The 14,378-nt window shown below is 43.3% G+C and carries 14 protein-coding genes; 5 read left to right on the top strand and 9 right to left on the bottom strand.

Annotated elements, in window-relative coordinates:
- Positions 1-239 precede the first annotated feature (239 nt).
- From EWV60_RS13240 to EWV60_RS13230, 3 genes are read right to left on the bottom strand one after another with little or no spacing between them, the layout of a single operon-like run.
- Complete coding sequence (locus EWV60_RS13240; protein ID WP_002792562.1) at positions 240-986, bottom strand: cyanoexosortase B system-associated protein; 747 nt, start codon at positions 984-986, stop codon at positions 240-242.
- Entirely contained in the window at positions 979-1,884 is a 906-nt protein-coding gene (gene crtB / locus EWV60_RS13235) for a cyanoexosortase B (protein ID WP_287232703.1), read from the bottom strand. Before crtB ends, EWV60_RS13240 begins: the two co-directional genes overlap by 8 nt.
- A 37-nt stretch (positions 1,885-1,921) precedes the next feature.
- Positions 1,922-3,061 (bottom strand): DegT/DnrJ/EryC1/StrS family aminotransferase, encoded by a 1,140-nt coding sequence (locus EWV60_RS13230; RefSeq protein ID WP_287232702.1) that lies wholly within the window; start codon positions 3,059-3,061, stop codon positions 1,922-1,924.
- A gap of 149 nt (positions 3,062-3,210) precedes the next feature.
- On the opposite strand from EWV60_RS13230, the gene EWV60_RS13225 reads away from it, so the two are divergent.
- Positions 3,211-3,825 (top strand): molybdenum cofactor guanylyltransferase, encoded by a 615-nt coding sequence (locus EWV60_RS13225; RefSeq protein ID WP_287232700.1) that lies wholly within the window; start codon positions 3,211-3,213, stop codon positions 3,823-3,825.
- On the opposite strand, the gene EWV60_RS13220 is transcribed toward EWV60_RS13225, so the two are convergent.
- A complete protein-coding gene (locus tag EWV60_RS13220; RefSeq protein WP_287232699.1) occupies positions 3,778-5,043 on the bottom strand; it encodes a J domain-containing protein in 1,266 nt (421 codons plus the stop codon). The two genes, EWV60_RS13225 and EWV60_RS13220, sit on opposite strands and share 48 nt — an antisense overlap.
- A 105-nt stretch (positions 5,044-5,148) precedes the next feature.
- Here EWV60_RS13220 and EWV60_RS13215 point away from each other — a divergent pair, with 105 nt between their 5' ends.
- The gene (locus EWV60_RS13215) at positions 5,149-5,700 is read left to right on the top strand and encodes a ferric uptake regulation protein (RefSeq protein WP_002737956.1); all 552 of its coding nucleotides are present in this window, start codon (positions 5,149-5,151) and stop codon (positions 5,698-5,700) included.
- Between the two features lie 4 nt (positions 5,701-5,704).
- Here the strand turns inward: EWV60_RS13215 and EWV60_RS13210 are convergent, their stop codons facing one another.
- The 4 genes from EWV60_RS13210 to EWV60_RS23260 all read right to left on the bottom strand — a co-directional run bounded on the left by EWV60_RS13210 (position 5,705) and on the right by EWV60_RS23260 (position 7,983).
- Positions 5,705-6,127 carry a SufE family protein gene (locus tag EWV60_RS13210; protein WP_002755684.1) on the bottom strand — a complete coding sequence of 141 codons (423 nt, stop codon included), beginning with the start codon at positions 6,125-6,127 and terminating at the stop codon, positions 5,705-5,707.
- Between the two features lie 198 nt (positions 6,128-6,325).
- Entirely contained in the window at positions 6,326-6,673 is a 348-nt protein-coding gene (locus tag EWV60_RS13205; RefSeq protein ID WP_043997143.1) for a type II toxin-antitoxin system PemK/MazF family toxin, read from the bottom strand.
- Between the two features lie 162 nt (positions 6,674-6,835).
- Positions 6,836-7,087 carry a hypothetical protein gene (locus EWV60_RS13200; protein ID WP_287232697.1) on the bottom strand — a complete coding sequence of 84 codons (252 nt, stop codon included), beginning with the start codon at positions 7,085-7,087 and terminating at the stop codon, positions 6,836-6,838.
- A 107-nt stretch (positions 7,088-7,194) separates the two neighbouring features.
- Entirely contained in the window at positions 7,195-7,983 is a 789-nt protein-coding gene (locus tag EWV60_RS23260) for a PEP-CTERM sorting domain-containing protein (protein WP_353734396.1), read from the bottom strand.
- Positions 7,984-8,182: 199 nt separating this feature from the next.
- Between EWV60_RS23260 and EWV60_RS13190 the strand changes: the two genes are divergently transcribed.
- Complete coding sequence (locus tag EWV60_RS13190) at positions 8,183-8,947, top strand: DUF3782 domain-containing protein (protein WP_287232694.1); 765 nt, start codon at positions 8,183-8,185, stop codon at positions 8,945-8,947.
- Between the two features lie 232 nt (positions 8,948-9,179).
- On the opposite strand, the gene EWV60_RS13185 is transcribed toward EWV60_RS13190, so the two are convergent.
- Positions 9,180-9,407, bottom strand: coding sequence for a DNA-directed RNA polymerase subunit omega (locus EWV60_RS13185; RefSeq protein WP_002737694.1), 228 nt, complete (start codon positions 9,405-9,407; stop codon positions 9,180-9,182).
- A 1,072-nt stretch (positions 9,408-10,479) separates the two neighbouring features.
- Here EWV60_RS13185 and EWV60_RS13180 point away from each other — a divergent pair.
- Together EWV60_RS13180 and EWV60_RS13175 are read left to right on the top strand one after the other, a co-directional pair.
- The gene (locus tag EWV60_RS13180; RefSeq protein WP_287232692.1) at positions 10,480-11,925 is read left to right on the top strand and encodes an Ig-like domain-containing domain; all 1,446 of its coding nucleotides are present in this window, start codon (positions 10,480-10,482) and stop codon (positions 11,923-11,925) included.
- Positions 11,926-12,140: 215 nt separating this feature from the next.
- Positions 12,141-14,378, top strand: coding sequence for an FUSC family protein (locus EWV60_RS13175; RefSeq protein ID WP_287232690.1), 2,238 nt, complete (start codon positions 12,141-12,143; stop codon positions 14,376-14,378).

Here is a 14,378-nt window from a genome sequence, read left to right as displayed (position 1 = left end):
TAAGACCAGAACAGAGTAAATCTGTTAAGGCAGGTGCGGAACCCCGCAAGGGAAAGAAGCAGAAACCTAAATCGTGAGGTTTGGGAATCACCGTCCGTTTACGGCGGTGAGGATGTCAAACAGATATATCAATTTATTTTCTGAGAGTTATCTAGTGGGAGAGGAACAAAGAAGCTATTAACGACTAGAAAAGTGCCTTGAGCTAGTTTTTTTTAAACAGATAGTTGGGAGCAGAAAAACTACTTTTCTTTTTTGGTCTCAGGCAGAGAAGTTAATTGACTTAAGACATTTTGTTCTAAGTAACTCTGCACTTCCGTGGCGAGATTGAGAGCAAAGGGAGTGAGAGTTTGCAGTTCTTTCATCGGTTCTAAGGGAATCAGCAAGGAAACGGCTATCCAGGGTACTCTTTGTCTTTTTAATTGCGCCCATTGGTCAAGCCAATACCACACCGAGGGATCGTAATGACCACCACCTAGCCAAGCGTACCATTGCACCACGGCAAAAGTGCTTTGTGTCCAAGCCCGATAGAATCGAGCCGTGGCCTTTCCTCCTGACTGGGTGGGAATTGATAGCTCGGTTGTTTCCCCCTGATTCCAACGACTAATAGAACTTATATCTGACCATTCTACTCCCGGTTGACTTTTATAGTAAACCTGTGGCTTTAAAAGCACGGTGATCCTCTTGCCTTCAGGACTTTCCACCACTTGTACCGACCATTTTCTCTCAGCGATTTCAGCTTGGCTCCGGTCGGTGGTTTTCAGGTCAGAGAACTTGATTCCCGATTCTTGTAGGGCCAGCATTTTCTGAATATTACCGATTCTCGGTTGATCCAGCCAAGACCACTGGCCAGAAATTAAATTGGGTAAGATACCCCCTAAAATCAAAATCAGCAGCAAGCACAACAGCAGTAAATAATTACCCGGTAGCTTTTTTTTGATTTTATCTAACACTAAACTTACCTCGTCCGGAATTTTTCGACTAATCATCCTGGTTAACTTCCTCTTGAGCCAGGGACTGTTTCCTGACTACCTCGCGATACTGCATGATTTGGAAGACCAAAAAGATCAGTAACAACATCAAGACGGAGTATAAATCGCCCCCCCAGCCATCGTGGAATAATGTAAAGTTTTCCTCCTGTCCTGTGCCGTGAAACCAAGCTAAAAGCGCGTTACGAATGATGTTAGCTCCGACACTAATTCCAAAGGCGCTGAGGAGCATAAAGCGGGTTTTACGGCCGTTTTTGATGGTATCAGTCCAATGGAGCAGCAGCAGCGTGAAGTAGAGACTGGTGAATAACATTTTCAGCCCCGCACAGTAGGGAGCGACTTCCACCATCCTACCTTCTACCGCTATATAGACACCGTCAACGGAGACATCTAGGCCCGCTTGCTGGAGAATAAAACCAGAGCAAGCAGCAATAAAAACCTGTAGGGGTAGAGTATAAGGAGCGATCAGGTAGGGGATAGGATTAGGAGTCGCTAAGGCTGTTAAAAGTAGGGGAACTCCCTGTAATTTAAAACCTTCCCTTCCTTTTAACCAGAGACAGATTCCCGCTAAAATAATCGGAAAAGACATACTAACCCAAAGGGAGGAACCGAGGAGATACAAAATCGCTCCTAGGGTTAACAAAAACGCTCCGAGGGGGTGGGAGCGATCTTCGAGGCGTTGCCATTTTTTGCGATTCTGCCAGACAATATAGGCGGCGTAGGGAAGGCCGATCAAGCCGTGGCTAAAGTACTCGTGTTCGGTGCTGATCGATTTATTCAGCCAACCATCGTACCAGTGAAAGATCACCGGACCATAGATAACCGCCAAGAAACCGATCATCAGCCAAGATTGCCGATTTTTCTGGGAGACGGTGGATAAGGAAGGACTAATACCCATAGGACAGAGCGATTTAGTGACAAATTCTGAATTTATGTTACCCGATGATCGCAGTGATCTGTTCAACCACGATGGCAATTTGCTCCTCCCGGATGCCGGGGTACATGGGGAGAGAGACAATTTCTTCACAGAGAGTCTCTGCATTGGGAAAGTCTCCCTGTTGATAACCCAGGTAGCGATAGGCCGGTTGTAGATGACAAGGAATCGGATAATGAATGCCAGTTTGAATACCGACGGCAGTTAATTGTTCTTGTAGTTGTTGGCGATCAACGGGACAATGGGGGAGGAGGCGAATAACGTAGAGATGATAGACATGACCAGTCTCGGTTTCGTCTCTTATGGGTAAAATGCCCTTATCGGCTAAAGGAGCCAACAGCCGATCATATTGTCTTGCCGCTCGCTGACGGGTCTGATTCCAGCCTTCCAGATGGGGTAATTTAATGTTTAAAATGGCGGCTTGTATGCTATCCAAACGGCTATTAGTGCCGATATCGGTGTGGAAATACTTGCTTGGTGCGCCATAATTTCTTAAACTGCGGGCTTTTTGGCTAATTTCAGGATTATTGCTCACTAACATTCCGCCATTGCCAAAAGCGCCTAAATTTTTACTGGGATAAAAACTAAACCCCGCCGCCACACCGATGCTGCCGGCGCGATAACCTTCTCTACTGGCTAAATGGGCTTGGGCCGCATCTTCAAAGATAATCAGACTATGGCTGCGGGCAAAATCCTGTAATTGTTGGGGTGATACCATCTGTCCGTACAGGTGTACTGGGAGAATGGCGCGGGTGTTGGGGGTAATTTTTTGGGCGGCCGCCGCAAGGTCAATTAAGGCCGTCTCGAGGTGACAATCAACTAAAATCGGTTTGGCTCCCGCTTGAATAACACCCATGAGGGTGGCGACAAAGGTATTAGCGGGGACTAGCACTTCATCCCCGGCACCGATGCCGTAAGCTTGTAAAGCCAGGGCAAGAGCAGCAGTGCCAGAAGCTACTCCCACAGCATACTCGACTCCGCAAGCTTGGGCGAAGGCGGTTTCAAATTCGGCTAAAGCTTGGCCTAAAACAAAATCTCCCCGGTCGATAACTGTTTGGATTGCCTTGGTAATTTTTGCTTGTAGGGGCTGATTTTGCCAAGTTAAATCAACAAAGGGAACTTTGATTAAATGGGAATTCATCTATTGCTTATTTAGGGAGACATTATTAATTGTCAAGAGACTAGCATAGGTTTGAGCAAGTTGCCTAGATTTGTAGGCTCTCTTGTTCTTTCTGTCTTTTTCTTTGTGTTTTTTGTGCCTCTGTGGTTTATCCTTTAAAACTGGTTATTATGAGTGATTTTCCCGCTTTAACGGCGTTAATTCTGGCTGGTGGTCAAAGTTCCCGCATGGGACGAGATAAAGCATTGTTATCTTTTCAGGGTGTCTCTTTTCTAGAGAATATCTGTTTAATTGCCCAAGATTGTGCAGTACAAGTGTCTGTGATTACGCCTTGGCCAGAACGTTATGAACTGATCATTCCCCAATGCTGCCAAATAATCAAGGAACCTCTCCCCACTAGGGGGCCTTTATTGGCCTTTGCCTTGGGATTAACTTTTGTATCAACCGATTGGGTTTTATTACTCCCTTGTGATTTACCTTTACTCAGGTCTTCAATTATTCAAGAATGGTCAAGATTATTAGCCACTGTACCAGAAAATGCTATGGCTTCGGTTCCTCGGTGCGGCAATCGTTGGGAGCCTCTCTGTGCTTTTTATCATCGTCGTTGTTTAGCATCTTTGCAGACTTATATTAAGCAGGGAGGCACTTCTTTTCAAAAGTGGTTAAATGCCGCTGTGGTGGAGGAATTAATTATCGATAATTCCGAGATTTTATTTAACTGTAATACCCCAGAAGATTTAGAGATAATAATAAACTACCCAGATATTAACCGTAAGAAAACCTAGCACAAAAGGGAGTAAAAGTAAAGATATCGGCGAAGAAATATTGGATAAATGGCGATAACCATAGTAGAGAATTCCGGTTAGATAACCGCCAGTTACACCGATAATTGCGCCGATAATATCGCCATTTATGGATAAATAGGAAGTGAGCCAAATGACGAGGGAAAAGGGCAAAATTATTAAGCCACCTAAAAATATATCCCCGACGATACTACCATATTTATTAGTTAATTTTCTGCCCAAACAACTAGATAAAGTCAGAATAATAAAAGGAAATACTGCCCAGCCTAATAACAGTAAAAACTCGGATTTAACTGTCCAGTTTTGCCAAGTCAAAGCGATAAAAAAACTGCTGATTATTGCCGCAAATACCCCTGTAGCCAAAGCCTGATTACGGTTAAGCTTTAAAAAAGACTGTGCTAGACCGGTCTTGGGTTTGAGCAAAGATAAAAAAGATATTTTCAGCAAATTAAAAACAATAAAAAGAGTTTTTGACCACTTGATTGATTGCCGTTGTCGATAACTTTTATGAGAGTCTCTTAACTTATTAGCAATGGCATGATAGCGGCGAAAATTTCCCTGTTGCTTAAATTTCTTGGCTGCTATTTGGAAATCTTTTCGTGCTGCTGGCAGTTCCGAGAGTTCCTCTAGAGCCAATCCTCTTTGATAACAGAATTGGGGATTATTTGGGTCAATGGCGATTGCTTTGCCATAAGCTTCTAGGGAGGATTGGGTGTAACCGAGTCGTTGACGGGATAAACCGAGGTAATAGTAAGCTTGGGAACAATCGGGTTTTAACTGCAAAACTTGCCGACAATCGCTTAAAACTTGCCGATCCTGCTGATTATGGTAGTAAACTTCCGCCCGCTGCAGATAGGCCTGCCAAAATTGCGGATTAATTGCGATCGCTTGCTGGTAAAATGCGATCGCTAGTTGATAATTTTTCTCTTGAGCGTAGTGCCATCCCTGTTGATAAAAATCCTCGGCACTACGGTTAAAAGTGGGTATTTCTGGGGATAAACTGCGATCATACTCTTTTCTTTTGTCTTTATCGCTCAAAACCCGATAAGCTTGTTCAATTTCGCGAAATTTTGTCACTGCCTCTGGATCATTGGGATTATAATCGGGGTGATATTGCCGGGCCAGACGACGAAAAGCGGCTTTTATCTGATTATTACTGGCATTACGGGGAATTTGGAGGATTTCATAGTAATTTTTCATACTTGAATGGGGGGAGAATTTTCAACTACTGAAAACTGTTGCCAATGGCTCGCCGAAACGACTATCATTGTCAATTAAATAGCTTTTATTGAGAGTCGATCGCTTATGTCTGCCTACACTGCCTCCTCCCTGAAAGCGGAACTCAATGCACGGGGGTGGCGCTTAACTCCCCAGCGAGAGAAAATTCTGCACGTTTTCCAGAATTTACCGAAAGGCAATCATCTCAGTGCCGAAGAATTGCAGGAATTACTGGACAAACGGGGGGAAGGAATTAGTTTATCGACGATTTACCGCAGTGTTAAACTAATGTCGCGGATGGGAATTTTGCGGGAGTTGGAATTGGCCGAGGGTCATAAACACTACGAACTCAATCAACCCTATCCCCACCACCATCATCATTTGGTCTGTATTCAGTGTAATAAAACCATCGAATTTAACAATGATTCCATTCTCAAACACAGTCTCAAACAGTGTGAGAAAGAGGGTTTTCAGTTAATTGACTGTCAGCTAACGGTGATGGCCATCTGTCCGGAAGCTTTGCGGATGGGTTGGCCGTCGGGAATACCGAGTAATTGGGGTTGCACGCGTTCGCTGGTGGATACTCGTTTCCAAAACTGCGAGATTCCCGAATCAAAGGAACCAGAACCAGAAAACTAGACATCTAAGCGGACATTCCCAACTGAAAACCGAGAGCTTTTTTCTGCATTAATTGGAAAATATTATAAAATCCGTTGGCGCGGGAAGGGGTAAGACTGACTTTTAAACCGGTTTCTTCGATAAAATCCGGGGTGACTTGCAGGATTTCCGAGGGAGTCAGTCCATTTAACCCCTCGATTAACAAAGCAACTAAACCTTTGACTAATTGCGCGTCGGAATCGCCTTTGTACCAAACCTGGCCATTTTCGATGTCGGCAGTGATATAAACTTGGGATACACAGCCCTGGACTTTATTAGTGGGTATTTTGGCAGATTCTGGTATTGGTTCTAGTTTTTTAGCAAAAGCTAGTAATTGTTCGTATTTTTGCTTAGGATCGGTACGACGTTTGAGGCGTTCGACGATGCGATCGAGATTAGACGGGAGCATATTGCGAGTTAAAATAGGAAAAAATTAGCCAATAGCTTTTTTATATTAGCATTCTTGCGGAAGTTGCGCGCTGTGGTTATCGCTGCCAGGACTACCTTGGTCAGAGCGCCTCGAGGCTATCTGCTAGAATTGGCATCAATGAAATACCACGCTTGCAGGAGCTATGGATAAACGCCGTACCAAAAATATAAAATCTCCTTACAATACTAGGCAATACCGGACTGCCGTTTCAATTTCTTGCATTTTTTCTTCGGATAGTTTCCCAACTGGTGCCGAGGGGAAACGATTTTTATCAATTGAACGAATTTGAAAACCAAGAAAGACTGTTTCTAAAGGAAGCCCACTTTCATCAGTCGAAACGCGAACATTAGTCGGATAATCTTGGCGAATATTTTCTCCTTTCGTCCCCACCACTACCATCACCACTAAGGGTAACTGATTGATCACATCAATAGATAATACTAAAACTGGTCTAGTTCCTGCTTGCTCTTTTCCTTGAATCTGGTTAAGATTAACGAAATAAATTTCACCTCTTGCGATAGTCATTTTCTACAAACCGTCCATTTCAGAGACCATAAACTCCTGATTAATGGGGCTCTTCGTTACTTGGTATGGTTCGATAGGGGGGCATAAATCGACTAAATCCTTATCTGGCAAGAGACTTAATTGATTAGTTCGCTCTAGATAAAAAACAATTGACAAAAATCGCTAAATGCCTTTCTCTATAAGAGTTCCATCCCTTATAACCCCCGTCAATTGCATAACACAAACCGAAGAGCCATTAATGGTAGCGATTTCTGCTAAAATATCCTGATCATCTGCCATTATTTGCAATTGCTCTTCATCAATTAATTGAGTTTCTATTGTCAATTTTACTTTAGTATTCGGCTTAAGATTAAAGGTTTCAGTAGGATAAAAAGCTTCTCCATTGAAAATAGCAGTAATTTTTTGATTCATCATTTCTGTACCAACATAAATCAAGCTTCTCTTACTTGATGATACCAAATAAAGTATCGAAAACCTCCGCTTCGAGAGAGGAAACCCTCGCCTCCTCTCCCTTGTAGGTATTACTTCCGCGCTTTGCGGACGGTACCCCCTAGCATTAATCCGCCCAAGGTGATAAAACCGAGAAGGCTAGAAGGTTCTGGAGTGGTCGCAGTCGGGGTGGGAACCGTCAGCACCGAAGAGATTCCGTACAAAGGGCGGAATGCTACCGGACCGTTAAACCCTGGACCAAAATCGCTCCCATAACGAATCCAAGTTACGTTCGTTCCATAGCTCGATCCGATAGTTACTGGTACCGACCCAAGTGGACCTAAACCAGGTTCCGACCAAGCAACTCCCGAAGATAAAGTCCCCGTCCACACATCACCGAATAAATAATGACCAGATTGCGACATCGAAATACCACCATCATGACAAATGATGCCAGCCGCCGGTATATGGGGACAGATATCGCCATCCCACAGGTCGGAGTTACCGAAGGCGATCAGTTTGCCATCTAGACCATAGATAGGGACACTCGTGTCAACTGTATTGGTTGAGGTATTGTTGATCGCATTCACACTAGCTGTCGAACCGATCACCTTCCAAGTAATACTAACAGGGTCGATTCCTACATTCGTAAAAGCGTCATTTAATATTGTTGAGGTGTGCGCCTCATTGTCAACAAAGGTATTGTAGGTATTTATGTCAGTGCTTGTTGCTTGAATCGTGCCATCCGTAACAAATACCAAGCGATACTGATTACCAGGACTAAGACCAGAAGGAATCAGTTGAAAAGCTTCTGCAATGCCAGAGATGCCCAGATTCGCAAAGGCAACCCCAGATAAAATGCCCATAATCGTTAGTTTCATCTAAAATCAAGCTCTTTGAGCGTTGTAAGGATTATGCAAGTTTTGGAACCAAGTAAATTCCAGAAAAACACTACCCCCCCGCACATTTGTCAAGTCTTTTAAATAATTCCTAATATTTATTTCCGTTTTGCTCTCTGGCTCTCGTCCGGCTTCTCGACGGAATCGCTAAAATGATCAGGGGTGTTTTAGAGGCAAGTCTATGAGTGAACCAGTAACTCTTGAGGATATTTACCAGCTATTCCGCGCTTCCGCCGAGGAATATGATCGCCGGGCTGCCCAATCCAAGGCGGAATATGATCGCCGGGCCGAGGAATATGATCGCCGGGCTGCCCAATCCAAGGCGGAATATGATCGCCGGGCTGAGGAATATGATCGCCTGGTTGCCCAATCCAAGGCGGAATATGATCGCCTGGTTGCCCAATCCAAGGCGGAATATGATCGCCATAGAGTCGAAATAGAGAACCTCCTGGCCGAATCTAAACTAGAAAGCGATCGCTCGATGACAGAACTGAAACGCACCGTAGAACGAACCAGCAAAGCGGTAGATAGTCTGACCACTCGCTGGGGTCGATTTGTGGAAGAGTTGGTAGAACCGGCGGTTTTACGGCTTTTTCAGGAAAAAGGCATTGATATTAAGGAAGTTTATCCCCGTGCTAGAGTCAAACGTCAGGGCATCGCCATGGAAATTGATATCCTAGGGGTGGATGATACCGATCTCGTGGTGGTGGAATGTAAATCGAGATTATCTCAAGATGATGTAGATGAATTTATTGAAAAATTGACTCGTTTTAAAATCGCTTTTCCCCATTATCAAAACTATCGAGCCTACGGTGCAGTGGCAGGAATTGAAATCAACGAGGGAATCGATCGCTATGCTTATAAAAAAGGTCTATTTGTGATTAAACCCTCCGGGGATACGGTGGCTATTATTAATGATGCCGACTTTCAACCGAATACTTGGTAATTTCCCTAGTCAAAACAATCGCTATGGTTAACCTTTCCTACAATAAAAATCGCCTTCTTCCCAGTATCGAGAGGAAAGTGCGATCGCCGCTCAAGAACGTTTGATCGCCGCTCAAGCAGGTTTAGCCAAACAGGAAGCGGAACAAAAAGCCCAACGACTAGCGGAAAGACTAAGAGCGCTGGGTATCAACCCCGATGAAGTTTAGGGGTTGCTCCCCAGCAATTTTAGGGGATTAATCGCGTAATAATTCCGGTTCGGTTAATTCGTCGGTCATTTCCATCAGGGCCCGTTGGACGGGTTTAATCATCGGGTCGTCGATATTTTCTACGGTATCGTAGCGGACCCGCTTGGCCCGTCTAGCGACCTGCACGACGATCGAGTAACGATTGCTGGCCACATTCATCAGTTTATCGGTGAGATAAATCATCTCGGAGGAGTCGAATTTAAACCGTTTGGACATAGTTATATTTAGCCTTCTCTGGTGAATTTGGCAGTTGTCACTGATAATAGGTTAGTGATCAGTTTTATTACTCACTCCACCTTACCACATTTTGTCAACCTTAAGGATAGAGTCCTATTCCATCTAGATTGGATTTTGTCAACTACTTTTTACAAAACTTAAATCAATTTTATACAAGTTTAAAAATATACAAATAAAGAGATAATTTTTGAAATAAATAAACCCAAAAAAGGGACACCATTGCCGGGGCTGTAAATACACTTGAACGTATAACTTCCCCCTCGATTTAGCTTCCGGTGATGCTATTCCCATGGCCTTGACAGTGCCGGCGATCGATGGTTAAAAATAAACAGATGCTGGATCCCCATCCAACATCCGCGTTCTAACTCTGCACACATTTTGCTAAGTCCTCATGATAAGTTAAAAAACGCTTCCTTTTTGGGGGCGTTTTTATTTATTCGATTGAAAAAACCGATGACAATCATTACTAAAGCTGATAAGAAAGTGGGGTGTGGGGTGTGGGGTGTGGGGTGTGGGGTGTGGGGTGTGGGGAGTTTTCTCAGTGAACTGATAACTGATAACTGATAACTGATAACTGACTTCTAACCCAATTTTGGACAAAGATAAGTAAAAATTATTTATTGACCGTAAAAACTTGAGAATATTTAAATTAACATTCCGCAATATTTATAAATTCTTAAGAATTAATTGAGAAAGATTTTTATTTAACAACGATGTTCCAATGGTTACAGCGATTTGATAAAATTTCAGAATGGGTTGTTCTGTGCTTTTTTAGCCAGCAATGGTTGAAACCCTTGTCAAACCTAGAAGGTGATCCTATTTAAGACGGGTAAATTAGTCAATTTCACCCACAACGATGATCTTTTTTTTATGTAGTTTTATTGCAAAAAAAAAGTTTTTTTGACAAAAAGCACAAAGTATGATACAGGCGCAAGGTGTTTCTGGTGGCGAGTAATTATTGTAGAGGGGGGAGATGGGAGAATAAATAAAAGCAATCTCCTGACGACCGACGACCGACTACTGATAACTGATAACTGATAACTGATAACTGATGAAAAGATTAGCTTGGTTTGATCGCTTAGTTTTAGCGAGTATTTTGGCTTTAATTGCCGCGATATCGTCGATTTTGATCCAGGGAAATCAAGTCCCGACCCGAGGGGAGAATTTTAGCTGGCAAGGGCGAAAAATCGGCGTTAGGGACAATTATTTTACTTTAAGTTTTAATCGACCGATTGACCGTTCCGATATAGAAACCAGCTTGGTGATCAATCCTCCCTTACCGGGTAAAATTAGCTGGGCCGGAGATCGCTTGACCTATACTTTGACGGAATTGCCCATCTACGGCAAGAAATATCAAGTAAAGTTACCCATTGCCCAAGGTGAGGACTTTATCGGCGAATTTTACAGCCACGATCGAGCTTTTGCCTATATTGGAGTCAACCAAGAGGAAAGAGGCCGTTTAATCGTCTGTAATATCATTCAGGGGGCAAATAAGGTCACAGAACTGAAAAAAACCATCCTTACCCCTGGGGATCTAGTGGTCACGGATTTTCAAATCTATCCGAGGGGGGATAGAATTTTATTCTCGGCCTTTGATCGCTCTGACTTAGGACGAGATACCCCAAAACAGCAACTTTACACAATTACCACGGGTTTAAATCATGACGAAAATAGTCAAAATTTGCCTAGTGGTCGTATAGAAAGGTTTTTAGACGCGAAAACCTATCAAAATCTGCGATTTAATCTCTCAGATAACGGCAAAACCCTAATGGTGCAGAGAATCAATCACGGGAATCCGGGGGATGCCAGTTTATGGGTAATCAGGGATGATGGACAATCGCGACCGTTAGGAATACAAGGGGATATTTTTTTACTATCTCCCGACGGTAAAAAAGCGGTTGTCAGTCAAACGGGAGGGGTAGCGGTGATTCCTTTGGATGTGCAAGGGGGAAAACCGCAATTTTTGCCCACCTACGAGAAAATACTCGCTTTTTCCCGGGATGGTCGCCAAAAACTCATGGTGAAATCGGAACCAGATAATCAGCGATCGCTATTTTTGCTCAATGATCAGGGAGAGTCAAGACTACTATTAAGAACAGCTAATCCGATTATTAGCTGTGAATTTGAACCGCGACAGGAAAAAACCCTTTACTGTCTGAAAAGCGATCTGGTTATGGGCAGCGATGGCAAGGTGAAAGAAGAACCATTTTTAGCGATTATTGAGCTAAAAACGGGTAAAATGATCCCCCTGCTGGCCTTACCTAATTATCGTGACGTGCAGATGAGTATGTCTCCCGATGGCGTGGCTTTATTATTTGATCAGTTAGCAACCATACCTTTTGGAGTCGGAAATGATTTAGTCACTGGGGAGGGGTCGAGTATTGCCGATGGTCGTCTCTGGTTATTACCGCTTCCTGATCAGTTCAGTCCCAATAGCATCCCGAAAATTTTACCTCAAGAACTCAACCCTGGTTTTAAACCCCGTTGGCTGCCCTAACACAGCAGAATTAAGGAGTTAGGAGTCAGTCCCGATGAAAAAATTTTCACCCCCACAGATGAAAGAGGTTTCCTTCCCTACACCCCACACCCTACACCCTACACCCTCTTTCAAGTCAGGAGACAGGAGAGAAATCTTTCCCTAATCAGGTGACTCGGAGAATGCTGACTCCCGAAAACGAAAACCTCATACCTCACCATTAAGATAAGTGCTATATGCTACTTCAGCGATTTGCTTTTTTATTGCGTCCCAGTGGCGATATCGAGATCGAGCGGGGGATTCGGACTTTATTAGCCATCACAGTGCCGATTATTATCGGTGATATTTTAGATCGGTCAGAAGTGGGGTTAATGGTCGGTTTAGCGGCTCAAACCTTGATTTTAGCGGATGTGGGGGGACTTTACTGCCTGAGAGCGAAAACCCTAGTCGCTACGACTATCGGGATGGCTTTAGCTTTGATTATCGGCACATTAGCCAGTGCTTGGCTAGGATTGACCGTAGTGATAGTTTTTTGTGGGTTGTTTCTAGCGGGTTATTTGACGGTTTACGGGGAAAATGGGGCGTTAGCTGGGGTAGTAATTAGTTTATTGCTGCTTTTTGCCGTTTCTTTGCCATCGGGAGATATGGTCGTCGCTTTACAACGGGCCGGAATCGCTGTGTTGGGAGGGGGATGGACAATTTTTTTAGCCCTGTTTATCTGGCCTTTTCGCCCTAATCAGCCTTTACGTCAGGTAACGGCGGAAAATTTTCAGGGTATCGCCACCTATCTCCGTTCTTTGCCTTTACACTCTCGTTCTAATGCTCATGAGGAGCCATATTTTGACCAAATTCGCCAGCTGTTGCTCCGTTCGAGGAAAACTGTCACCTTGACGCGTCGGGGACGTTGGGGAAAGAATGAGCTGCGGGAATTGTTAATCGTCTTGATCGAAGATAGCGATCGCATTAATACCAGCTTGATTGCGCTGCGAGAATTGCTTCATCTTCATCCCTTGCCACAACTGACCACGGTGGGTATTTTATTAGAAGATATTCTCGTGCAAGTGGCGGAAATTAGCGAAGATATTGCCGGGTTAATTTTGGGTAGAAATAAACGACCGGATTGTGAGCGCTTGCAGCTATTACTCAAGGCGATCGAGCAGCAAAAAAACCTGCAAGCTAAAGTTTTAGAAAATGCCCAGGATGATTATAGCAGTTATGTGGCAATTTCCCAATTAAATAATCGTTTAAAAAAATTATTTAAACAGCTAAAAATAGCCAGTGAAACAGCGCAACATTTGCGGCAAAGCGAGAACTTTTCCGATAAAAAAAATCCCTGGCAGCGGAACTTTGAAGGGATAGAAAAAGAGTACGGTCAAGAAAAAGCTTGGTGGGAACCATTAAAATCTAATTTTAATCTAGAATCGCCCCTATTTCGCCATGGTTTACGCTTAGGTTTGGGAAGTGCGCTAGGAGTTTTGATTTACCATAAGCTAGGAATTACCCATAGTTTTTGGATTGGTTTAACCTTAGTTATTGTGTTAAAACCAGATTTTAGCTTGACTTTTCAACGCTTTTTTAATCGGGTGTTTGGCACGATTTTAGGCTCGTTTTTTGTTTTGGCATTGTTGCCAATTATAGATAATTCGATCTGGTTAGAAATTATTGGGGTGATTTCTATAGCGATCGCTTTAGCTTTAGTGCGATTTCACTATAGTTTGGCAGTATTTTTTATCACAATTTTTGCTTTAATTATCAGTCGTCTCGATGCCAGCAATGACGGGATTAATTTAGAGTATATCAGAATAGTTTATACTTTAATCGGTAGTGCTTTAGCCTTTGTACTTTCCTTCGGTTTTTTACGGGTTAATGAAGATGAACGTTTTTCCCTCGCTGCCATTAAAGCATTAGAAGCTAATCAAATATTTTTTCAGTCAGTTATGGCAGTTTATTTAGGAGAATCATCCTATCAAACTGCAATTTTATCTTCCTATCGCAATAAAGCTCGACGAGCAAATACAACTATGCAAACGGCCTTACAACGATTAATTGACGATCCTAGCACACCCTTTCCACAAATGGAACCGGCAATCACTTTAAGTAATTATATTCCTCGTTTTGGTCGCGGGGTGACAGTTTTATTGACGGAATTGGAACAATATCGCGGTAGTCCTCCCCATCCTAATCTAAGTCTGTTCACGCAACAAATAACCCAAGCTTTGACGCAATTAACCCAAGCTTTGCAAGCAAATAATCCTCCTTTTCCCTTACCTCCCCTCGAAGATACTTTAGAAAATATCCTCGATCATTTGCAAGAATTGCGAGAGGAAAGGTTAGTGGAAATTGGCCATCAAAAAGAGGGAACTAATCTCCAGAAATATTTAGGGGATTATAATATTGTCACCACGGAACTTGTGGAATTATCCAGTCGCGTTGGGGTAATGAACACAGCAATTGATCGTTTTATTAGAAGTTAA

The organism is Microcystis sp. Msp_OC_L_20101000_S702 (genome assembly GCF_007095705.1).
GTDB classification, from domain to species: Bacteria; Cyanobacteriota; Cyanobacteriia; order Cyanobacteriales; family Microcystaceae; genus Microcystis; species Microcystis ichthyoblabe_A.
Note: the sequence above shows the minus strand (reverse complement) of the source record. Positions and strands in the feature narration are given on the sequence as shown.